17 protein-coding genes are annotated in these 24,569 nt (G+C 35.1%); 13 read left to right on the forward strand and 4 right to left on the reverse strand.

The window, feature by feature from the left end; genetic code table 11:
* The first annotated feature begins 66 nt into the window (after positions 1 to 66).
* The 13 genes from ACGLWY_RS17935 (at position 67) to ACGLWY_RS17995 (ending at position 21,537) form a co-directional block, all read left to right on the forward strand.
* Entirely contained in the window at positions 67 to 1,023 is a 957-nt protein-coding gene (locus ACGLWY_RS17935) for a YheT family hydrolase (protein ID WP_396621057.1), read from the forward strand.
* A 58-nt stretch (positions 1,024 to 1,081) separates the two neighbouring features.
* Positions 1,082 to 3,373, forward strand: a complete 2,292-nt coding sequence (locus tag ACGLWY_RS17940; RefSeq protein ID WP_396621058.1) for an FdhF/YdeP family oxidoreductase — start codon at positions 1,082 to 1,084, stop codon at positions 3,371 to 3,373.
* Between the two features lie 396 nt (positions 3,374 to 3,769).
* Positions 3,770 to 4,846: a glycosyltransferase family 4 protein gene (locus ACGLWY_RS17945; RefSeq protein ID WP_396621059.1), complete on the forward strand. Its 1,077-nt coding sequence runs from the start codon at positions 3,770 to 3,772 to the stop codon at positions 4,844 to 4,846.
* Positions 4,847 to 4,895: 49 nt separating this feature from the next.
* Complete coding sequence (locus ACGLWY_RS17950) at positions 4,896 to 6,728, forward strand: ABC transporter ATP-binding protein (protein WP_396621060.1); 1,833 nt, start codon at positions 4,896 to 4,898, stop codon at positions 6,726 to 6,728.
* Positions 6,729 to 6,742: 14 nt separating this feature from the next.
* Positions 6,743 to 8,008, forward strand: a complete 1,266-nt coding sequence (locus ACGLWY_RS17955) for a glycosyltransferase family 4 protein (protein WP_396621061.1) — start codon at positions 6,743 to 6,745, stop codon at positions 8,006 to 8,008.
* 311 nt (positions 8,009 to 8,319) lie between these two features.
* Positions 8,320 to 10,836: a nitrite reductase large subunit NirB gene (gene nirB / locus ACGLWY_RS17960; RefSeq protein WP_396621062.1), complete on the forward strand. Its 2,517-nt coding sequence runs from the start codon at positions 8,320 to 8,322 to the stop codon at positions 10,834 to 10,836.
* A 98-nt stretch (positions 10,837 to 10,934) separates the two neighbouring features.
* A complete protein-coding gene (gene nirD / locus ACGLWY_RS17965) occupies positions 10,935 to 11,312 on the forward strand; it encodes a nitrite reductase small subunit NirD (RefSeq protein ID WP_396621063.1) in 378 nt (125 codons plus the stop codon).
* Between the two features lie 17 nt (positions 11,313 to 11,329).
* Positions 11,330 to 11,914 (forward strand): DUF4202 domain-containing protein, encoded by a 585-nt coding sequence (locus tag ACGLWY_RS17970; protein WP_396621064.1) that lies wholly within the window; start codon positions 11,330 to 11,332, stop codon positions 11,912 to 11,914.
* A 15-nt stretch (positions 11,915 to 11,929) separates the two neighbouring features.
* On the forward strand, positions 11,930 to 13,747 hold the full coding sequence (locus ACGLWY_RS17975; RefSeq protein WP_396621065.1) for a type IV pili methyl-accepting chemotaxis transducer N-terminal domain-containing protein: 1,818 nt from the start codon (positions 11,930 to 11,932) through the stop codon (positions 13,745 to 13,747).
* 268 nt (positions 13,748 to 14,015) lie between these two features.
* On the forward strand, positions 14,016 to 14,678 hold the full coding sequence (locus tag ACGLWY_RS17980) for a response regulator (RefSeq protein ID WP_396621066.1): 663 nt from the start codon (positions 14,016 to 14,018) through the stop codon (positions 14,676 to 14,678).
* A 366-nt stretch (positions 14,679 to 15,044) separates the two neighbouring features.
* Positions 15,045 to 16,472 carry an MFS transporter gene (locus ACGLWY_RS17985; protein WP_396621067.1) on the forward strand — a complete coding sequence of 476 codons (1,428 nt, stop codon included), beginning with the start codon at positions 15,045 to 15,047 and terminating at the stop codon, positions 16,470 to 16,472.
* 119 nt (positions 16,473 to 16,591) lie between these two features.
* The gene (locus tag ACGLWY_RS17990; protein WP_396621068.1) at positions 16,592 to 20,113 is read left to right on the forward strand and encodes a molybdopterin-dependent oxidoreductase; all 3,522 of its coding nucleotides are present in this window, start codon (positions 16,592 to 16,594) and stop codon (positions 20,111 to 20,113) included.
* On the forward strand, positions 20,110 to 21,537 hold the full coding sequence (locus ACGLWY_RS17995) for a rubredoxin (protein ID WP_396621069.1): 1,428 nt from the start codon (positions 20,110 to 20,112) through the stop codon (positions 21,535 to 21,537). Before ACGLWY_RS17990 ends, ACGLWY_RS17995 begins: the two co-directional genes overlap by 4 nt.
* Here ACGLWY_RS17995 and ACGLWY_RS18000 read toward each other — a convergent pair.
* From ACGLWY_RS18000 to ACGLWY_RS18015, 4 genes are all read right to left on the reverse strand, one after another.
* The gene (locus ACGLWY_RS18000; protein WP_396621070.1) at positions 21,530 to 22,030 is read right to left on the reverse strand and encodes a TrmH family RNA methyltransferase; all 501 of its coding nucleotides are present in this window, start codon (positions 22,028 to 22,030) and stop codon (positions 21,530 to 21,532) included. The genes ACGLWY_RS17995 and ACGLWY_RS18000 overlap by 8 nt on opposite strands.
* Positions 22,031 to 22,179: 149 nt before the next feature.
* Positions 22,180 to 22,821 carry a DUF4159 domain-containing protein gene (locus tag ACGLWY_RS18005; protein WP_396621071.1) on the reverse strand — a complete coding sequence of 214 codons (642 nt, stop codon included), beginning with the start codon at positions 22,819 to 22,821 and terminating at the stop codon, positions 22,180 to 22,182.
* Positions 22,822 to 23,191: 370 nt separating this feature from the next.
* Complete coding sequence (locus tag ACGLWY_RS18010) at positions 23,192 to 23,899, reverse strand: 16S rRNA (uracil(1498)-N(3))-methyltransferase (protein ID WP_396621072.1); 708 nt, start codon at positions 23,897 to 23,899, stop codon at positions 23,192 to 23,194.
* Complete coding sequence (locus ACGLWY_RS18015; RefSeq protein ID WP_396621073.1) at positions 23,899 to 24,537, reverse strand: peptidylprolyl isomerase; 639 nt, start codon at positions 24,535 to 24,537, stop codon at positions 23,899 to 23,901. Before ACGLWY_RS18015 ends, ACGLWY_RS18010 begins: the two co-directional genes overlap by 1 nt.
* Positions 24,538 to 24,569: the final 32 nt, after the last annotated feature.

The raw sequence follows: 24,569 nt of genomic DNA on the forward strand, positions 1-24,569 counted from the left end.
CCCACCCAGAACCCAGAACCCAGAACCCAACACCCACAAACCATCAACCATTAACCAACACCCAAAATGCCAATAATAGAATCCACATACAAGCCACCATTCTTTTTTAAAAAAGGTTTTGTTTCAACTGTATATTCGGGGTTAGTTCGTAAAGTTTCTTTGAAACAAGAACGCGAACGGATCACTTTAAACGATGGTGATTTTCTGGATTTGGATTGGAGTTTTTCAAAAGAAAAAAGCAATAAACTCATTATTTTACTTCACGGATTGGAAGGGCATGCCCAACGCCCTTATGTAACTGGTACAGCAAAACTGTTTAATGACCATGGTATAGATGCTGTTTGTGTGAATTTTAGAGGCTGTAGTGGTGAAGACAATTTAAAGTATTATAGCTACCATTCGGGAGCAACCCAAGATTTAGAAACGGTAATAAATGATACTATTTTAAATAAAAATTACTCTGAAATTTATTTGAAAGGCATCAGTTTAGGTGCCAACATCATTTTGAAATATTTAGGAGAGCGTGAGGTTGTTCCACAGGAAGTAAAATCGGCCATAGCCATTTCTGTACCTTGTTATTTATATGGTTCAGCCAAAGAACTACATACTTTTAAAAACATTTTGTTTCACGATAGGTTTAAAAGACACTTGGTAAACCGATTAAAAATCAAGCAAAAAAACTTCACTAAAGAGTTAAGTACTGAAGACATTGATTCTATAAAAACGTTGTTTGATTTTGATACTATTTATACATCCAAAGCGCATGGTTTTAAAGACGCTTTGGATTATTATGAACAATGTAGCAGTTTGCAATTTCTTCCTAATATAAAAGTGCCTACACTCATAATAAACGCCCTTAATGATTCCTTTCTATCACCCGAATGTTATCCTGTAAAAGAGGCCAAACAAAACCCCAATTTATATTTAGAAATGCCAAATTTTGGCGGTCATGTTGGATTTATTGATAAGGGAAATGTTTATTACAATGAAAAACGCGCTTTAGAGTTTGTCAAAAATCATTAAATAGCCATATATTTAAGGATATTTTTGATTTTAATTATGAAAAGTTCAAACGAATTCAATGAGTTCATCCCCGAAAGATAAGGCCAAAACACCCGAAAGTTTTTCAAATTTAAAGACAAAAACGCCTCCAAAAAATAGTGTAGGTATACCTGCTATAAAAGCAGCTGTTGGTCATGCAGTAAAATACATGAATCCTGCCGATGCCTTAAAAATTTCACTTAAACTAAATCAAAAAGGAGGATTCGATTGTCCGGGTTGTGCGTGGCCAGATCCAGACGATGCACGTTCTTTTTTAGGTGAATATTGCGAAAATGGTATGAAGGCGATGGCTGAAGAAGCGCAAAACAAGACCATTGGGGCCGAATTTTTTGCAAACCATTCTGTTGATGAATTGGCTAGTTGGTCAGATTTTGAAATCGGTAAATCAGGACGTTTGTCCGAACCCCTGTTTTTGGCAGCAGGAGCTGCGCATTATAAGCCCATTTCTTGGGACGATGCTTTTAAAAAAGTTGGAACACATTTAAACGCTTTGGGCTCACCAGATGACGCTGTGTTTTACACCTCTGGAAGAACCACCAATGAAGCCGCTTTTTTATATCAATTATTTGTACGTGAGTTTGGTACATCCAATTTACCCGATTGCTCTAACATGTGCCATGAAGCGAGTGGGAGTGCCCTTTCCGAAACTTTAGGAATTGGCAAAGGCTCTGTGACTTTAGACGATTTGTATAAAGCGGAATTGGTGATAGTGATAGGGCAGAACCCTGCCACCAATCATCCAAGGATGTTGACCGCTTTGGAAAAGTGTAAAAAAAACGGTGGTAAAATAATGGCTATTAATCCGCTGCCAGAAGCTGGATTGGTGAAATTCACTAATCCGCAGAATCCTTATAAGTTATTAACGGGTGGCACTAAAATAGCCGATGTATTTGTACCTATTACTATAAACGGCGATGTCGCTTTTATAAAAGCCCTTCTTATAAAATTACTTGAAAAAGAAGCGATTGATGGTGGTGTGGTTGATAAAGGCTTTATAAAGGAGTTTACACATGGTTACGAAGCGTTTGTTTCAGATTTAAAGACTTATAATTTTGAAGATTGTTTGCAAGCGTCTGGTGTTTCAAAAGAAATCTTTGATGATGCATTCCAATTAATCTTAAACAACAATAAGATCATTATTTGTTGGGCCATGGGTTTAACGCAACACCAAAATGCGGTAGATAATATTCGTGAGTTGGTCAATCTCTTGTTATTAAAAGGAAGCATAGGTAAAGAAGGCGCTGGCACGTGTCCAGTGCGTGGGCATTCCAATGTGCAAGGCGATAGAACGGTTGGTATTTGGGAATCGGCTCCACAGGCTTTTTTAGATAAAATTGAAGCTAAATATGGTTTCAAACCAAGTCCTAAACACGGCTATTCTGTTATTGATGCCATAAAAGCGATGTACGAGAAAAAAGCAAAGGTGTTTTTTGGAATGGGTGGCAACTTTATTTCGGCAGTACCAGATACCTTATATGCTGCCCAGGCTTTAGCTAATTGCGATTTAACGGTTCATGTGAGTACAAAATTAAATCGGTCGCATTTAGTAACCGGTAAAGAAGCTTTGATTTTACCTTGTTTGGGACGCTCGGAAAAAGATTATCAAAAAACGGGTATTCAAGTTCAAAGTGTTGAAAATTCTATGGGTATCGTGTCTTCAACTAAAGGTGTTTTAGAGCCTTGTTCAAAAAAAATAATAAGCGAAGTTGCAGTAGTTTGTGGCATAGCACATGCTACTTTAAAGAACCGAACCAAAATAAATTGGCTTCAGTACAAAGACGATTATGATTTGGTACGCTATGATATTCAAGAGGTTGTAGATGGATTTGACGATTATAACAGCAAGCTGAAACAACCCTCAGGATTCTATTTACCTAACGGAGCACGTCATAGAAACTTCAAAACCAAAACAGGAAAAGCTAATTTCTCACTGAACAAGTTACCAAAATGGAAACTTAAGGACGATGAGTTGGTTATGATGACCATTCGCAGTCACGATCAATTCAATACGACTATTTACGGATTAAACGATAGGTACAGAGGTATTTATAACGAGCGACGTATTATTTTTATGAACCGTGACGATATGGCGACCAGAGGTTTAAAAGAGCAACAGGTAGTTAATCTAAAATCGGAATTTAATGGTGTCGTTCGGGAGGCTCATAATTTTAAAGTAATAGGTTACGAAATTCCTAAACATTGTTGTGCTACGTATTTTCCAGAAACCAATGTGTTGGTGCCTTTAGATAGCTTTGCACATACGGCAAAAACACCGGCTTCAAAAAGTGTTATTATTACCATAGAGATATAATCCCTGAGCGCTTGCCATAGTTCCCCTGCTTTTACATCACGATGGATGAAAAACCAACTATTTACGCTTTATTGTTGATCAAAATAAAACAATAAAATTGCTAAATAAGCGTAATTCTTTCTTTTGCAGTATCTTAATTTCTATCACTTTTTTACAGCTATTATAATAGGAATTCTTTCTGGTAAAGTATAATAGTGAGTTTTATAAATAATCATAAATGGCTAAAAAACTATTTAACATTTATTAAGAATTATTTGAAGCAACCAATTTGTGGTTTTCACATCTAAATGACTGAACGCTTCATAAGAGTCAATTCTTATGAAGCGTTCAGTGATATTTTCATTTGCTAAATAGCATCATAAAGAATAAACGAAATAATAAAAGAAATCCCGTTCTATGAGAAGCATTTTTTTAGAAACACATAATATTAGAAATTTACATACAGGTTTTGGGCAATTCAATTTTAACTTGGCAAAAGCATTAAGCGAAGAAAATGAGTTTCTCAACGAACACGAAGTGGTCCTTAATTGTAATAATGATTTGGCGAAAAAAAGATTGGGTAAAAAGTTATCGTATAAAACTTATAGGCCTATTACAAGATACCCGTTATTTAGAATTAAGGAAAAATTTAGTTTGTGGCATTCGGTCAATCAAAACACAAAAGTGGAACCTTTTTCAAAAGACATTCCTTATTTATTGACGGTGCATGATGTTAATTGTTTAAATGAAGAGTACGGGAAGCGTTTGGATTTTAGAATCAATCAATTAAAAAGTAAGATAGCAAGGAGCCGTGCTTTGGTATATGTTTCTGAGTTTGCTAAAAAAAGCACCCATGAGTACTTCAAAATTCCTGACATTCCTGAATATGTAATATATAATGGAAATACCTTTAACAATCATGCTACGTTAGCAAAAGAAAGCACGTTTACTAATTTTATTCCTAACAAACCTTTTATCTTTTCGATTGGTAAATTGGTGGAGAAAAAGAATTTCCATACGCTCATTGATATGTTACTGTTTTTGCCGGATGTTGATTTGGTGATAGCGGGTGAGATGAAAACGAAGTATGCTGAAATCATCAAAGGGATGATTCAGAAATATAAGCTGGAAAAAAGGGTCTTTTTACTAGGTAACATTACGGAGTCGGATAAAATATTTTATTATAAAAATTGTCTTGCATTTGCCTTTCCTTCCTTAAGGGAAGGTTTTGGATTGCCTGTTTTAGAGGCCATGACATTTGGTAAGCCCGTATTTTTGTCTATCAATAGTTCGTTGCCGGAAATAGGAGGTACCAAGTCTTTCTATTGGGAAAATTTTGAAGCCCAATATATGGCTAGTGTTTTTGTAGAAGGGATGACCAAGTTTGAAAATAATAAGGACATATTTACCTCCGAATATATCAATCGCTCACAACAATTTACATGGAAAAATGCGGCCAAGCAGTATATAGAAGTTTATAAAAGTATTTTGTAAACCATTCCTTTTTAGCCTAGTAATTTCCTTATAAATGACCATTTCATAAATGAAGAATTTTAAAAGATTCCTTAAATATCTTATACCTTATAAAAAATTTCAAATTCTAAGCATTGTTTTTAATATCCTATATGCTCTTTTTTCTTCACTATCCATGCTTTCTTTATTGCCAATGGTTAAAGTGCTTTTTGAAGAAGGGGAAAAATTAAGGGTAAAACCTGAATTTAATGGGATTAAAGACCTTGACCTAAACTATATTGAAAATTATCTTAATTATTTTATTACTACAACTAGGGATTCTAAAGGGTCCTTATTAACATTAATAACCATTGTGGGCTTGGTATTAAGCACCTTTTTATTAAAAAACTTATTTAGTTACCTGTCTATTTTATATATGACCTATTTAAATAACGGGATTTTAAAAGATTTAAGGCGAGATGTTTATGATAAAGTGATAACATTACATGTGGGGTTCTTTTCTAACGAACGTAAGGGCGACCTCATAGCAAGAATGACGTCGGATATAAATACCATAAAGGTCTCTTTTATGAGTATTTTAATGATGGTTAGAGAACCTTTAACTATCTTTTTTACACTTATTGGAATGTTTGCAATAAGCTGGAAATTAACCGTGTTTGTACTGCTATTTATTCCCGTTTCGGGATTTTTCATTTCAAAAATAGGAAAAAGCATCAAAAGCCAATCTGGAGATATTTTTGCCTTGGAAGGCGCTCTTTTATCCAATATAGAGGAAACATTAGGAGGTATAAGAATCATTAAAAATTTTACGTCTGAAAGCTATTTTTCTAAAAAGTTTAATGATTTTACAGAAAATATTAATGCGCTCAATAATTCTGTTGGAAAAAAGATGAGTTTGTCGGCTCCGATGAGTGAGTTTTTGGGGATTTTTGTTATTTCGGTTTTGCTCGTTTATGGTGGGATGTTGGTACTTGTAGATCAGTCATTAAGCGGCGGGGCGTTCATGGCTTATATGGGGTTGGCTTATCAAATCTTAACGCCAGCCAAAGCTATAACCAAGGCCAATCATGCGTTGCAAGGAGGAAATGCAGCTTATGAAAGAATAGCATTTATCTTGGATGCCGAAAACCCTTTAAAAGACATACCGAACGCCAAAGTTATTACCAGATTTAACAGCGAAATAAAGTTTCATAATGTTTCTTTTAAATATAAAGATGATTATGTGTTGAAGCATTTTAACCTGACCGTTCCGAAAGGGAAAATGGTAGCACTCGTAGGAGAGTCTGGAAGCGGCAAGTCGACGCTGGCTAACTTAGTGACCCGCTTTTATGATGTAAATGAAGGTAGTATTACTTTTGATGGTGTTGATATTAAAGAGGTTACAACAAAATCCTTAAGGGAACAAATGGGGATTGTCGCTCAAGATTCTATTTTGTTTAATGATACCATAGCTAACAACATATCTTTAGGAATTGATAATACCAGTGAAGACAAAATCATCAAGGCAGCAAAAGTAGCTAATGCACATCATTTTATTACGGAGTTCCCCAATAAGTACCAAAACAATGTAGGAGATGGAGGCAATCTGCTTTCAGGGGGACAAAGGCAGCGCATTGCTATAGCAAGAGCCGTGATGAAAAACCCTCCAATAATGATTCTTGATGAAGCCACATCTGCCTTAGATACCGAATCTGAAAAACTAGTTCAGGATGCCCTCGAGAACATGATGGAAAACCGCACGTCCATAGTGATTGCCCATAGGCTTTCTACCATACAAAAGGCAGACCATATTGTTGTATTGAAAAAAGGCGAAATTGTAGAACAAGGAACACACGAATCGTTATTGAAAATGAACGGAACCTATAATAAATTAGTATCACTTCAATCATTGGAAGTAAATTAAAGCCCCCAAAAAAAATGAAACCCCATGACCTAGGATTTAACGTTGTTGGATATACAGATGCCATGTCCGGCTTAGGAGAAGCTGTAAGATTAAATATTAAAGCAGCGGAAAAACTCAATATACCCCTTAATATCATTAATTATGAAAAAGTTAAGCGTAAAACCAGTTATGAATATAGCTTTAAATACGCCATAAATTTAGTGCAAATATCATTGAATGATCTTGATACGTTTTTTAGTGTCATAGAACCTCGTTTTTTTAATGGTACATATACCATTCTTTTCTTAATATGGGAATCCGAATACATCCCTTCAAGACTAAAGAAGAATGTCAATCTTTTTAATGAGATATGGACAGCCTCTACCTATTGTAAAGACCTGTTTCAAAACGTATATAATGGTCCCATTATAACGGTTCCGCACCCGATAGAAGTCAAGTTGAAACCTGTTCAAAATCAAGGCGCTATAGATTTTTTTGACAGGGATAAATTCAGCTTTCTATTTATATTCAATTATCACAGCTCCATTACAAGAAAAAATCCGTTTTTTCTAATTGAAGCCTTTTCAAAAGCTTTTGGTGATAACGAAGATGTGGAATTGATCATTAAAACAGTTGGAGCCGAAACATTTAAATCATCCGAGCGGTATCTACACCAATTAGTTTCTGATAGAAAAAACATAAAGATTATTAATGCAGATCTTGATAAAAACAGTGTCAATCACTTAATAAATGACTGCAATTGCTATGTTTCGATGCACCATTCGGAAGGATTTGGGCTAACTCTAGCCGAGGCCATGTATTTAGGTAAGCCAACGATAGCAACCAATTATTCTGGTAATACTGAATTTATGAATGAAAACAATAGCTTTTTAGTCGATTATGAACTTGGTTTTATAGATAATCCCGATGTTAACTTTTGCTCAAAGACTTTATGGGCCAATCCAATGATGCAGGATGCCATTAAAAAATTTAGGGAAGTTTACGAAAACAAGGCGCTGAGACATGAAAAAGCTATGAACGCGAAACTATTTGTTAAAGATAAATTATCGTTTTATTCCATAGGATCCATTATGAAAGATCGCCTTGATAGCCTTTATTTAAATCTGAATGAGTTGTCTATCCATGATAGACGTAATGCCTATTTATTGAACCAATTACAAGTTGCTAAATCTGAAATAGCACAACTTCAAAGAGAGGTTCGTAGAATGAAAAAAAATGTCATTATACGTTTTATCTTAATTTTAAAAAATAGAGTCAGGAGGCTTAAAGGTAAAAAATAATTTGTGGTAGGTATCTTTAAAAGCATTGATTCATTATAGGGATTAAGAAATAGAAAAAAAAGATTTCAATCCCTATAATGTATAACTCTTACTACCTTAATATTTGTATAAGATATCAATAAATAGAAAGGTTTTTGGATTAATTGCCAGTAAAGTGTTCATATTATTAGCTATTCAATTTTATTTATATATCAATGAAAACTATTTCTATTTGAGAAATCGGCAATAATAAAGAATTCGTATGAATTTTTAAAACTACGTAAATAAAATTAAGTAATAATACTTATATTTGTATTTTAAATTACGTAATTATGAAAAAAATTATTGTTGTAGGTAATGGTATGGTTGGATATAAATTTTGTGAAAAATTTGTAGCCCTCGCAAAAGACAAAAAATTTCAATTAACTGTTTTTGGTGAAGAACCTAGACCAGCATACGATCGTGTTCATTTAAGTGAGTTTTTTCAAAATAAAGATGCGAAGGCTCTTGAAATGGCACCTAGAGAATGGTACGAAGAACATAATATTGAATTAATTACAGACGAACGCGTAACAGATATTCATCGTGATTCTAAAAAAGTAACGACTTCAAAAGATTTAAACTATAAATATGATTACTTAGTATTGGCAACAGGTTCAGCGCCTTTTGTGCCAAATATTCCTGGTGTTGAGAAAAAAGGAGTTTTTGTTTACAGGACTATTGAAGATTTGGAAGCAATGCTTTCATACGCAGCCAAACTAAAAAAAGATAGAAATGATACCATAAAAGCGGCTGTATTAGGTGGTGGATTATTAGGTTTAGAGGCGGCTAAGGCGGTTATGGATATGGGCTTTGAGCCACATGTGGTAGAGTTTGCGTCTAAATTAATGCCGCGCCAGTTAGATACACGCGCTAGCAAAGTATTGCAGGAAAAAATAGAATCGTTAGGAATTCATGTGCATTTGTCTAAAGCCACCAACAAAATACTGGGAGATAAAAGTATTGCAGGTATGGAATTTGGCGAGTATGATAAAATAGATGTTGAAATGCTTGTTATTTCAGCAGGAATTAGACCTCGTGATGAGTTGGCTAAAACCTGTTTTTTAGAAATGGGAACGCGTGGCGGTATTGTTGTTAACGATAGAATGCAAACATCCGACCCAGAAATTTATGCCATTGGTGAGGTTGCTTTGTATAACCAAATGATATACGGTTTGGTAGCTCCAGGGTATGATATGGCTGGGGTTGCCGTCAATCAAATTATAGGAAATACCGAAGTTTTAATGGAAAGTGACATCGATATGTCTACCAAACTTAAATTGATTGGTGTAGATGTGGCAAGTTACGGCGAACCTTTTATGCCTGTAGAAAAGGGATATTCTATTATTTATGAAAATAAAACCAAAAATTTATATAAGCGTATCAATGTCAGTCATGACGGAAAAAAACTTTTAGGAGGTATTTTGGTAGGTGATGCATCTGATTATAACATGTTCCACCAAATTTATTTAAACGGACTGCCAATTCCAGAAGACGCCGAAGAGTTAATTATTGGTAGTCGAGGAGAAGGAGGTTCTTCATTTGGCAGTGTGATGGATATTCCAGATGCGGCTCAGGTTTGTTCTTGCGAAAGCGTTACAAAAGGCGCTATATGTTGTTCTATAACCGAAGGCGATTGCCAAAATTTAGGTGATGTAATAGCCAAAACCAAAGCAACAACAGGTTGTGGAGGTTGTAAGCCTATGGTCGTGGATTTGGTGAATGAAACCCTTAAATCTTTAGGGAAAGAAGTTAAAGAAACGCTTTGCGAGCACTTTAGCTTTAACCGTCAGGAATTATACGATTTAGTAAAAGTTAACAAAGTTAAAGATTACGATGAAGCGCTTAACCTATTTGGAGAAGGCGATGGTTGCGAGGTTTGTAAGCCAGCATTGGCATCCATTTTTGCGACCATTACTATGGAAACTCCAAACAAGCAAGTGGCTATTCAAGACACAAATGATCGGTTTTTGGCAAACATACAACGTAATGGAACCTATTCGGTAGTACCAAGAATTGCAGGTGGTGAAATTACACCCGATAAATTGATTGTTATTGGTGAAGTTGCTAAAAAATACGATTTATATACAAAGATTACTGGTGGTCAACGTATCGATTTATTTGGTGCCCAATTACACGAATTACCACTTATTTGGAAGGAATTAATTGATGCCGGTTTTGAAAGTGGACATGCTTACGGAAAATCGTTAAGAACCGTAAAAAGTTGTGTAGGTTCCACCTGGTGCCGTTACGGTATGCATGAAAGCGTGACCTTTGCCATTGAAATTGAAAACCGTTATAAAGGCTTGCGTTCGCCACATAAATTAAAAGGTGGTGTTTCGGGTTGTATTAGGGAATGTGCCGAAGCCAGAGGTAAAGATTTTGGATTAATAGCAGTAGACGGTGGTTGGAATTTATATGTATGCGGTAATGGTGGTGCCACACCTAAACATGCGATTCTCTTTGCTGAACAATTAGATGATGCCACGGCTATAAAGTACTTAGATAGATTCTTAATGTTCTACATACGTACAGCAGGTCCTTTAGTAAGAACAGCACCATGGTTGGAAAAATTAGACGGTGGTATTGAATACTTAAAGAAAGTGGTTATCGAAGATTCATTAGGAATTGCTGAAGAATTGGAATTAGAAATGGAAGGACTTGTAAATAAATATGAGTGTGAGTGGAAACAAGCCATTGAAGACCCGAATATGACAAAACGTTTCAAACATTTCGTAAATTCAGATGATACAGATGATAACTTGGTATTTGTGCCAATGCGCGACCAAAAAATGCCAAAGGCTTGGTAAAATATAGAGAGTTGTAAAGTTGTATGTCGTGGAGTTGTTTTGCAACTTAACAACAAACAGCTTAACAACAAACAACTTAACAACAAACAAATTTAAAAATGCAAAACATACTTGAACAATATAAATCGGTTACGGAAGCAGAGGTTAAAACGTGGTTTGAAGTTGGTACGGTAAGTGATTTTCCAGAGAACAGTGGTGCCTGTATAAAGTACAAAACCAAACAAATAGCGGTGTATAACTTTACCAGAAAAGATAAGTGGTATGCCTGCCAAAACCTATGTCCACATAAAATGGAAATGGTATTGTCTTTAGGAATGATAGGTGATAAAGATGGTGTTGCTAAAGTGGCTTGCCCTATGCATAAAAAGAATTTTTCATTAGAAGATGGTACTAATTTAGGAGGTGACGATTTAAAAATTGCGGTATATCCTGTTAAAATTGAAAGCGGAAATGTGTATATTGGCTTTTCAGATTAACATATATACACAAAAAAATGAAGCCAACAAGATTTGAAATTGCCATTGCATTAATTGATAAAAAAAATTCCGAAGACATTAACACTTACCATAGCCATGGTTTGGATTTTCCAAAAGAATTGTTGTACGCGCAACGCATGTCCCAAAAGTTGTTGCAGTTTAAACCCGATGCCTCAAGAGCACTTCAAATTGCAGCCAGAGCACAACATATTTGCCGTTGGAAAATAGCTAGGGATGAATATCCAATGGATCGAGTGGGCTATTTAAAGTGGCGTGAAACACTTAAAAAAATGCATGCTGATATCACAGCGGATATTTTAAGGGAAGTCGGTTACGAAGACGAATTTATTGAGCGTGTGTCTTTTTTAATTAATAAAAAGCTCATTAAAAAGAATGAAGAAAGCCAAGCCATTGAAGATGTTATTTGTTTGGTGTTTCTAGATTATTATTTTGAAGAATTTGCTGCCAAACATGAAGATGAAAAGGTGATTGATATTCTTCAAAAAACATGGGTTAAAATGTCTGAAGAAGGACATGAAGAAGCGTTGAAAATTAAATATTCAGATAAAAGTTTGGCGTTAATAAAACAGGCTATTTCTTAAATACGATACATAACAATGACAAAAAACGGTAATTCATTAGATCAACGCACTTTTGATAGATTAAGCCGTTTGTACATTATCGCATTAAGTACTATTGCACTTTCTGTGATTTTGAGCCAAATACTGGTGCGTAAACATCTTAACGACCAACAAAGCGATTCTTCGGTTATAAATGTGGCGGGTAGGCAGCGTATGTTAAGTCAGAAATTAACAAAAGAAATCGTTTCACTTTCTACCGAAAACACCTCTGAGGAACGCATACTTCTTAAAGAAAAAATAAAGCAAACATTAAAACTTTGGGAACAATCGCACCACGCGCTTCAACAAGGTAATGATAGTTTGGGATTGCCCGGTAACAACAGTGTTATAATTAAAGAGAAATTTAAAGTTTTAAATCCAAGGTTTAATACTATTAGTAAGGCATCAAAATCTATTATTGAAAAAATTGAAAACATACCACCGTTACCGCTATCGGTATTTATAGATGATATTGAAAAGGTAAAGGAAAACGAAGGCCATTTTCTTTTGGTAATGGATCAAATTGTTAATCAGTACGATTTAGAAGCCGATGCAAAAGTGAGTTGGTTGCGTAAATTAGAGATGCTGTTAATGGTGCTTACGCTATTGATATTATTAGGAGAATTTCTATTTATTTTCTGGCCAACAGCAAAATCGGTAAAATCAACCTTGGCCGAATTATTAATTGCTGAAAGGAAAGCTAAAAAAATGGCTTTTGATGCAGACGAATTGAGTGTGTCCAAAGAAAAATCCATTAAAGAATTGCGGGCATTAAGTCATGCTATGGACGAAACCCTTTTGTTTGCCAGAATTACGCCTAATGGCGCTTTGGTGCATATGGGAAAGAAGTTTTCGCGTCTTTTTAAGTTTACTAAATTTAGTAGTTCCGCTAACTTTTCTGAGATACTTTCAATAAATGAAACCGAACAATTAGAAATAGAAAATTTAATAGCTAAGCATAAAAAAACAGGCTGGCAAGGAGAAGTTAAAGCAACCACTTGTGATAACCATGATGTTTGGTTAGAAATGGCCATTATTCCTTTCAATCCAACCGATGACAAATCGGAACTCCTAATTATTGCATCCGAAATAACCGCACGTAAAGCTGCTCAAATTGAAATAGCACGCCTGACAAAGGAAAGTTTTGAGGAGAAAATGAACCAGCAAAAGGTGATTTCAAGTAAAATCATAGAGAACCAAGAAAAAGAGCAAAACCGCATAGCTAAAGATGTACATGATGGTATTGGACAAATGCTTACGGGTTTAAAATATAATTTAGAAAGCATTGATATTAAGGATATAAATAAGACGGCTTCTAAAATTGAACACCTTAAAGAACTTACATCAAACATTATAAAAGGAGTTAGGACTGCCACATTCAATTTAACACCACCGGAATTGTCCGATCATGGTATTGTACCGGCAATTACTAAATTAACTCAGGAATTAGGGAAACTTACTGCAAAACATATTGTACTATTCAATAAAACAGATTTCAATCAGCGTTTAGACTCGTTGGTGGAGATTAATATTTATCGTATTGTACAAGAAGCCATTAATAATGCTATTAAATATGCCGATTCTACCCATATTTTAGTGTCTTTATCGCATAGCGAAAACATACTAAGTATTGTTGTAGATGATAACGGTAAAGGTTTTGACCCTAACAAGGTTAAAAATGTTAAAAATGGTGATGGTGGCATGGGGATGACCTTTATGCGGGAACGTATTAAATATATAGATGGCCGTTTATTTCTAAATTCAGAAATAGGGAAGGGAACACGAGTAACATTGAATATACCTATAACAGATTAAGAGACTGTTTAAATTTTGTTTTTGGAATGTTTTATAGGGTATTTTTTTGTCAGACAGGGCCGAGCGTATAAAAAAGGTCTGGGGAGACCTTTTTAGCGAAGGAGCCAGGCTGCCGCGAGGGAGAGATTCATAGCCATAGCTATGGACCGAAAAATAGCTGAAGTATGGCGGAAAAAGGCACATAAAAGAGCCAAAGGATAAAACTTAAACGGTCTCTAAGTATTGTTACGTAAATTTTTTATAATTTTGTACTTATAAATATAAGCCGATGAACATTATAAATGTAGTTTTAGCAGACGACCACGTCCTAGTAAGAGACGGTATTAAGGCGCTTTTAGAAGACCAAGAAGGCATCCATGTTATTGATGAAGCTTCTAACGGCTTGGAAGCTCTTGAGGTTATAAAAAAGAACAAACCTCATTTGTTAATAGTAGATATTCGTATGCCAGAACTTAATGGTATTGAGGTTGTTAAGGAAATTAATAAAAGATATTCTGATGTTAGAACGTTGGTGCTTTCCATGCATGATTCAGAAGAATACGTCGTTAAAGCCATTCAGGCAGGTGCCGATGGTTATTTGCTAAAAGGTGCAAGTAAAGAAGAGTTTTTAAAAGCGTTGCACAAAGTTGCTTCTGGTGGTAAGTACTTTACAGGAGATATTTCGGCGATTATAATGAATAATTTTGTGAATGGAAACACTACCACTACTACTGTGGAAGAAAAATCAATAGAGGATCCATTCAACCTTACTAAAAGAGAAAAACAGATTTTAAATCTTGTTCTACAACTAAAAAACAATAAAGACATTGCTGAAGAACTTCAAATAAGTAAGCGTACTGCCGAAGTACATCGTTTTAATTTAATGAAAAAATTAGATGTTAAAAACCTTATGGAACTAAGTAATAAGGCTAGGGAATTTGATTTGGTTTAAAGAATTCGTTTAAACTTTTTATTAAAACATAAGCTGAGTTTTTATAGTCTTTAGAACGTATTCTATGTATTTTTATATGACCATTCTAAGTTGTTGCTATAAAATGAAGACATCTTTATAATGGTATTTATATGTTTTTCTTAGAAATCACCCATTCATTTGTTGATTTTATAGTTACTTGAAGTGTTTGAAGTTTCGTTTCATTGCCAATTATAGATAATCTTTTATTTTATTCTTTTATTTTTTAATAGATTCACAAAAAGCCATTTTAATAATTACCAATACTACATTTATTATATAATACTTAATTTATATTTTACAAATTAAGTATTTATACTTATTTTTGTACGTATAAAAGTAATTATCATGAAACATTCAGAATCACTTAAGGCTACAAAATTAAATCTACTCAATTTTAAATCGATTCCAACACGCACATTTTGGATAGCGTCCATATCGTTCTTTATGTGCTTTTTTGCATGGTTTGGTATCGTTCCTTTTATGCCAGATGTGGTAAAAGATTTGGGTTTAACACCAACACAAAAATGGAACTCTATTATTTTAGCAGTTACAGGTACCGTATTTGCTCGATTACTTATCGGGAAGTTATGTGATAAATATGGACCACGTTTATGTTATACAGCTCTTTTGGTTTTAGGGGCCATTCCTGTTATTGCATGTGGTTTGGTGCAAACGCCTCTTCAATTTTTAATTTGTAGATTGTTTATAGGTTTTATTGGTGCTTCATTTGTTATTACGCAAGTACATACATCTTTAATGTTTGCCTCAAATGTGGTGGGAACTGCCAATGCAACATCTGCAGGATGGGGTAATTTAGGTGGTGGTGCCAACCGTTTAGGGATGCCATTAATAGCTGCTGCGGTAGTGAGTTTTGGAGTTGCCGATGCAGATGCTTGGAGATATTCAATGGTTATTGCGGGTGTGGTTTGTTTTTTAATGGGCTTGGTATATTACTTTTTTACACAAGATACTCCTGAAGGTAACTTTAAGGATTTAAGGGCTTCGGGTAAAATGGTGACTACTAAAAAAGATCAGGTTGGGTTTTTAACTGTGATTAAAGATTACAGGACTTGGATACTTTTTATTGTGTATGCGGCATGTTTTGGTATAGAGCTTACAGTATATGGTACTATGGATGATTATCTTCAAAATACGTTTCAATTAGAGCGTGTTACCGCAGGGAATTTTGTGTTGTCTTTTGCTCTAATGAATATTTTTGCACGTACACTAGGAGGATTTTTTGGTGATAAATTTGGTAAACTTAAAGGTTTAAGAGGTCGTGTACTGTTTCTTTCGGTTATACTGTCGTTAGAAGGAATTATGCTGGTAACTTTTTCAATAACCACAAGTATTGTCGTAGGTATTATATTCTTAATATTGTTTAGTTTAACAGTTCAAATGGCAGAAGGTGCCACGTTTTCGGTAGTACCGTTCATTAATAAAAAAGCCATAGGTTCTGTTTCAGGTATTGTAGGTGCAGGTGGAAATGTGGGGGCTTTTTTAGCTGCATTATTATTGAAATCCAAATCGGCAGTAGCTGAAAAAGCAGCTATTGTTGCAAACCAAGGTTTGGGAGATGAATTTGTGAAATCGGCACAATCTGCTGCTGCTTCAAGTGCTGTTTCTAGTGGGTACTTTATAATTGGTTTTATAGTTATTTTATCAGGAGTCCTAGCACTGACTATTCGTTTTTCTACTAAAGAAGAAAAAGTAGCCGACATAGATTTAAATGAAACTGCTGGTGAATTGATTCCCGTAAAAGCAGATTATTAGTTTCATATTTTGCATATCTTTAAAAATCAAATACCCTTTTTATTGTATTTGTAATAATAGGTTGGTAGCTTGTTTGGTGTTATTAAATTGTCTTAATTCGTATTAAAACGCTAGTGTAAATGTTAAAAAAGGAAGTAAAAACAACGTGTTCGTATTGTGGGGTTGGTTGTGGTATTATTGTTAAAAAAGACAATAACGATAGGGTTTTTGTTGAAGGCGATAAAGACCACCCTGTAAACAGAGGCATGCTTTGTTCTAAAGGCATGAATTTGCATTACGTAGTTAACGATACTTCCGATAGAATTCTATATCCAGAAATGCGCTGGAGTCGTTCGCACCCTCGCGAGCGTGTCAGTTGGGATGATGCTTTAGATAGAGCAGCAAGCGTATTCAAATCTATTATAAAAAAACATGGTCCTGATAGCGTAGCGTTTTATGTGTCCGGACAAAGTTTAACCGAAGAATATTATATAGCCAATAAACTAACAAAAGGCTTTTTAGGAACCAATAATATCGATACCAACTCACGGTTATGTATGAGTTCTGCAGTTGTAGGATATAAAAAAACCTTTGGAGAAGATAGTGTTCCCGTATCGTATGAAGATATTGAGTTGGCGGATTGTTTCTTAATTACAGGCGCAAACCCTGCTTGGTGCCATCCCATACTTTTCAGACGCATTGAGCAGCATAAAGAGAAAAATCCCGATGTTAAAATTATTGTTGTTGATCCTCGTAAAACGGATTCAGCAAACTTTGCCGATTTACACCTTCAATTAATCCCTGGAACCGATGTCATCCTTTACAATGCCATCGCAAGATGTTTGTTTAAGCGAGGTTTAATTGATGACGATTTTATAAAAAACCATACCGAAGGATTTACAGCCTATAAAGAGCAAATATTTTCAACGTCTATTAAAGATGCATCCAAAATATGTGGTGTTCCAGAAACCGATATTAGAAAAGCTGCCGATATTATCGGACTTTCAAAAGGCTTTATAAGTATGTGGGCCATGGGGCTTAACCAAAGTGTGGTAGGTACCGATAAAAATACCGCCTTATTAAACTTATCGCTTATAACAGGGCAAGTTGGTAAACCGGGTTCAGGACCGTTTTCATTAACAGGTCAACCAAATGCCATGGGTGGTCGTGAAGTAGGCGGTATGGCAAATCTTTTGGCAGTGCACAAAGATTTGATGAATGAAGAACACCGTAGGGAAGTCGCCCAGTTTTGGGGCGTTGACAAAATTTCACCAAAGCCAGGTCTAACAGCAACTGAAATGTTTGATGCTTTAGAATCTGGAAAATTAAAAGCTATTTGGATCGCTTGTACCAATCCATTGGTAAGTTTGCCAAACACGCATCGTATTGAACGTGCCATGAAAAACGCCAAGTTTGTAGTGGTTCAAGATATTTCACATAAATCTGATACGGTTTCTTATGCCGATTTAGTGCTTCCTGCTGCCGGTTGGTTGGAAAAAGAAGGTACCATGACGAATTCCGAGCGTCGTATTTCTTATTTGCCAAAAGAAATCAATGCTCCGGGAGAAGCCAGACCCGATGTTGAAATTTTCTGTGATTTTGCACAGAGAATGGGGTTCCGTGGATTTAATTTTAATAGTGCTGAAGAAATTTACGACGAATATAGTTCGATGACTAAAGGCACAAAAATAGACGTGTCCTTTCTAAATTATGATAGATTAAAGAACGAAGGCACGTTCCAATGGCCAGTACCGGAATACAGACATGTTGGAACGCCTAGGCTTTTTCAAGACAAAAAATTCTATACACCATCGCAAAAAGCTATTTTTAACGTAGCTGCTAGTATTGAAAACACATCGCTACAGCCCAACGAAATCTATCCGTTAGTTTTAACAACAGGTAGGGTGCGTGACCAATGGCATACCATGACCAAAACAGGAAAAGTATCGCGTTTAAAAACCCATTACCCAACACCTGTTTTAGAGATTAATCCTGTTGATGCCTATTTATATAAAATTAAAGATGGCGATATTACCGAAATTAAAAGTGAAAACGGTACCGTTCGTGTGCGGGCAAAAGTTACCGATAGTATTGTAAAAGGCTGTGTGTTTTTACCAATGCACTGGGGAAAACAGTTGCAAAGTGATTTGAACAGAGCCAACAATTTAACCAATACGCACATCGATCCTACATCAAAAGAACCTGACTTTAAATTCACGCGTGTATCGGTTTCAAAATATAAAAAACCTGTTGAAAAAATAATAATTGTTGGGGCAGGAGCTGCGGCATTTAGGTTTGTTCAAAATTATAGAGAGTATAATGAAGTTGATGAAATCCATGTGTTTTCAAAAGAACCTAATTTATTCTATAATAGGGTACTGCTTCCTGAATATGTCACTGAAGAATTAACTTGGGAACAACTTCTTAAAATAAAACAGAAAGAGTTAAGCAAGTTGAATATTAAGGTGTATCCAGAAACGTCTATTAAGGATATTGATTCCGATAATAAAATAGTTACAGACACCAACGGCGACCAACATACATTCAATAAGCTTATTTTGGCAACAGGTAGTCGTGCGTTCATTCCTAAAGATGTTCAAATAGATTTGCCAGGGCGTTTTACCATGCGTAATAAAAGTGATGCCGATAGTTTTAAAGCCTATTTAGATGCTACAGGTTTACCTCCGGAAGAGCAACATGTGGTTATTGTTGGGGGTGGTTTATTAGGCTTGGAGTTGGCAGCAGCCATGAAGCACAAAAACGTAAAAATGACCATCATTCAGCGCGCATCAAGGTTAATGGAACGTCAATTAGACAAGGTTTCCAGTAAATTATTAGCTTTAGACGTACAAGAACGTGGCATTCAAATATATTTTGATAACGAGGTTAGTACGGTGTTTGATGATGAAGATACAGGTGAATTGAACATTACACTTAAGAGTGGTAAGTTTATAACGGCCAATGCCATTGTATATGCTATTGGTACCATTCCAAATATTGAAATTGCTAGGGAAAATGGCATTGTTTGCAGTCGTGGTGTGAAGGTAAATCAGCATTTACAATCGTCTCACCCAGATATTTTTGCGATTGGCGAAATTGCCGAATTTAACAATCAGTTATTCGGAATCACATCGGCAGCCGAAGAGCAAGCCAACATTTTAGCAAACTTTATTGCTGGCGATGTTAGTTGTGCCTATAACGGTTCGGTTTTAATGAATATTTTAAAATTCAATGACCTAAACCTGTGTAGTATTGGTAATATAGAAGTCCCTGAAAATGACGATTCGTACGAAGAAGTCATTTTCACAGATATATCGAAACGCTACTATAAAAAGTGTATCGTAAAAGACGATTTGTTAATTGGAGCGGTTTTAATGGGTGATAAAAATGAGTTTGCCGAATTTAAAACCATGATTGAAAGCAAAATCGAAATGTCCGATAAGCGCAACACCTTATTACGAGGGGCTTCCAACACCGTGCCAGTTTTAGGTAAGTTAGTGTGCTCTTGCAGTCAGGTAGGCGCGGGTAACATTGAAGAAACCATAAAAGGTGGCTGTACAAACTTTACTGAACTTTGTAATAAAACAGGCGCAGGTTTAGGCTGTGGAAGTTGTAAAACAGAGGTTAGGGAAATTCTTAACAACACAAAGATATTAGCATGAGCGAATCGTATAGATTGATAGTAAATGGCGGTGTACTATCTCCAGGTGAGTTAAAGTATATTTGTGAAGCTGCCGAAAGTTTGGGCTTAAGTGCTATTTCGTTTGGCTCCAGACAGGATATTATTTTTCCCGAACCTATAGATAAAGAAAAATTAAAGGCTTTCAATAAACTTCAAATTGTAGCGCCAAATCACGAACGTATTGAAAATATCGTGTCGTCTTATGTGTCGTCAGATATTTTTCCAAGTACATCATGGCTTACTAGTGATAGGTATTTATATGTGTTAGAGCAATTTAAACACGAATTAAAATTACGTGTCAATATAACGGATCCCAAACAGCGTTTAGTGCCGTTGTTCACCGGGCATATCAATTTTATAGCTTCCGAGCATGAAGACTATTGGTATTTGTATATCAGACTTCCAGAATGGAAAAAAACAGTGATGTACCCAGCACTTATTTATAGTTGGGATTTGGATAAGGTGGAGTTGGCCATTGAAAATATGCTGCAGGAAGAGCCGGAGACTATTGAAACCATTTTCGAGTTGGTTAGCGATGCAATAGACACCAATAACAGAACCGTAGATCATCCATTAGAAGTGCCTTTTTATCCGTTTCCTTACTATGAGGGTATGAATAGAATTGGAGATAAATATTGGTTAGGGTTGTATTGGCGTAACAACCTATACGATCTCTCTTTCTTAAAAGCCATGTGCGATCTATGTGCCGAAAACAAAATAGGAAAAATATCCATAACCCCTTGGAAATCCTTTATTGTTAAGGGTATTCCGGCACAAGCTAAATTACAATGGGAGAAATTTTTGGGTAAATTCGGTATCAATGTACGTCACTCCATGCTCGAACTAAATTGGCATTTACCGGTTAATGATAAAGACGCTTTAAGCCTAAAAAAATACTTGGTTACAAATTTCGACCAGAATGATATAAGTACCTATGGTTTAACATTCGGACTTACTAATTATGCTAGTAATGCCTATTATTTTACGTCGGTTGTTATCGAAAAGAATAAGCAACCCGAAGCGTTAAATGGTTTTACAATTCGCGATACCTACAATTTATTATACGCTAAAAATTTCGACCCCAATACACGCGACTACATCATGCATGTGCAAGATATTGATAAAGTGGAATTACCAGGATTGTTAATGGAATTGAGTCAGTTGTATTTTGATCAATTAGGAACTGAACGCGAAGAAGTATCTATAAAAGATGTAAAGAAAGAACGTATTGAAGAAGAAGTGTATCAATGCAAAGATTGCTTAACGGTTTATGATGAGGTTTACGGCGATATTACTCAAAACATCCCTCCAAACACTTCTTTTGAAAGCCTTCCGGAAACATACGAATGTTCACTTTGTGAAGCACCAAAAAGCAGTTTTGAGAAGAAAGTTTTGGTTAAATAAGCTGTTTTGTTATTTCGTATAAAGCAATATTTGTAGCCTGAACCACATTCATACTGCTGTTCAGTCCGAACATATCAATATGAACAACAAGATCTGAAATATTTAGAATAGCTTCTGAAACCCCAAAATTTTCATCACCAATAATTAGGGCAATGGGTTTTTCTGTTGAAAATTTTAATGTATGAAGCGGTTTACTTGTAGATGTGATTTCGAGCGATATCATTTGATAGTTTGTTGCCTTTAAACCTTCAACCACTTTTGCAGCCGATTCATGAATTTCATAATCCACCACTTTTTCGGTAGCTCTAGATGTTTTTGTTATCTTTCGCCCTAAAGAAATATCAGCACCACAAAGTATAAGTTTTTCAACTCCAAAAGCATCGGCAATTCTAAATAAACTGCCAATGTTTGGTGCATTGCTAACGTTATCGCAAACCAGTATTATTGGAAATTTACGCTTTTTAAAATGGGTATTGTAATGGGTAAGTTGCATTCTTTAGTTGACAGTGTTCAGTAATCAGTGTTCAGTAGCAGTATTCAGTATTCAGTATCAGTAATCAGTATCAGTTTTCAGTAATCAGAGTTTTCTTTGCGGCTTAGCGGCTTTGCGAGAATCATAAATCACAATTCTTAAATCAACTCTTAATGTTCAAACGCATATTTAACAATATTGGCGCCCATTTTCAAGGCTTTTTCTCTTACATCGGCGGGATCGTTATGCACCTCGGGGTTTTCCCAACCATCGCCCAAGTCGCTTTCAAAAGTGAATAATAACACCAATCGGTCTTCAACATACATACCAAAAGCCTGCGGACGCTTACCATCATGTTCATGTATTTTAGGCAATCCGTTTGGAAATTTATAAGCAGTATTAAAAATTTCGTGGTTTGAAGGAAGCTCTATTAATTCCTTATCTGGAAATACTTTTTTGAGTTCTTTGGTAATATAGGGTTGCATTCCGTAATTATCATCAATATGTAAAAAGCCTCCGGAAATTAGATAGTTACGGAGGTTTTCGGCATCAGTTTCACTAAAAAACACATTCCCATGTCCTGTCATGTGTAAAAAAGGAAACTGAAAAATATCCGAGCTTCCCACTTCTACATCTTGAGGTTTGGGGTTTATTTTTGTGTTGATGTTCGTATTGCAAAATGCAATTAAGTTGGGTAAAGCAGTCGGGTTGGCATACCAATCACCGCCACCTTTGTATTTTGCCACTGCTATTTCTTGTGAAAAGGAGACAAAAGACAAAAGACAAAAGATTAAAGATATTACTAATTTCATAGTTTATTTAGTCATGCTTCAAAAATAGCTAATTTTAGCTTTAAAGAATAATAACTGATGTTAATAACCATATATGTTTAAAACTAAAACAAATATTTTTTTTAAAATATCTTTTTCATTCATACTTTTGATAAAATAAAAAACCACTTCAATACAAAAGAAGTGGTTCTGTTTAGATAAGGCCTATTAGTTTCTGTTAGCTCAATTACAAAATGAATCAGGTACTTTTAGGTCTTTTGCGTATTACAAAGATATGAGTCATAATGAAAAAAATGTTATTATTAAAATAAAGATTGTTAACTAGTCTTTAACAATTTAACTGTTGATAAGCCCTTTTTTTGTTAAAAACTGTATTAATAACGGAGATTCATTATATTGAATTTACAAAAGCTACTGAATGACACGCCACTATAGCTGCGGTTTCGGTTCGCAATCTGGTGTCTCCCAAAGTTACGGGAATAAACTTGTTTTTTATGGCCAATTCAATTTCTTTGCTGCTAAAATCGCCTTCGGGACCAATTAAAATCGTGATGTTTTGTTTGGGTTTAAGTTGTTGCTTTAGCGATTTTCTATCGGTTTCTTCACAATGCGCTATAAATAAATCACCATTAAAACCTTGCTTAATAAAGTCTTTGAAATTGATGGACTCATTTAGTTTTGGCATATAACAACTCAACGATTGTTTCATAGCTGATTGCAAAATTTTTTCAAACCGTTCGGGTTTAATTATTTTACGTTCACTGTGGTCGCAGATAATAGGGGTGATGGTGTCAATGCCAATTTCGGTGGCTTTTTCTAAAAACCATTCGTAGCGGTCGTTCATTTTGGTTGGTGCAACGGCTAAATGCAAGCTGTAATCCCGTTTCGGTTGTTGGGATTTTGAGATAACCGTTACAACACATTTATTAATATTAGGAATGGCAATTTCGGCAGTAAATAACCAACCGTTGCCATTTGTAATATGTAAGGTGTCGCCCATATTTTTCCGAAGCACTTTTACAATGTGCCTGCTTTCTTCTTTTTCAAAAGAAAATTGCGTTGTGCTTTCAGTGATGTTTGGGTTATAGAAAAGTTGCATTAATTTATGGCTTCAACAATTTTTAAGACTTTAATTTCTGAAATTTCTTTTGGTTCATGTGTTTTTAGCACCACGTAATACCAGTTTTTTGAAGGAATATCAATCGTAAATATAGCGTTCAAACTATGATTTCCATTGATGATTTCGTTTTCAAAATCGGGGTACATATCGCCTTGTACGAACCACCCTAAATCACCACCTTTATTAGCATTTTCATCCATAGAATAGCGTTTTGCTAAAAAATCGAAAGGCGCTCCATTTTTATATTCGTTAATTATTTTGGTTCTTAAAGTATTCAAATCGGTTAAACTGTATTTTGTACCATCTAGATAAATATAAGCAACACGGTAATTAGTAGTTTTTGTTTTTTCAACCACTTTATAAATGGTTTTCTCAAAATTTGTTTTTACGGTTTTTATGTCACCTCTAGAAAGCCCAAAAAGTTCTTTAGCAAATATGGTTTTGTGCTTTTCTTCATTAAAAGTAATCAATTTATTTTCTTTGAAATTTTTTAATTCCAGATAGTTGGTTATTTGCTCGGGTGTTTCAATAAATTCTAATTCTTTTTCGGTTGAATTTTGGGCATTTAAAAAAGCAGAAATACTAATGGTTGCTGCAAAAAGTAGGTTTTTTGTCATAATTTGGGTTTTAAATTTAGTTCCAAATTTAA

The organism is Mariniflexile sp. HMF6888 (assembly GCF_044335535.1).
In the GTDB taxonomy this organism is placed as follows: domain Bacteria; phylum Bacteroidota; class Bacteroidia; order Flavobacteriales; family Flavobacteriaceae; genus Mariniflexile.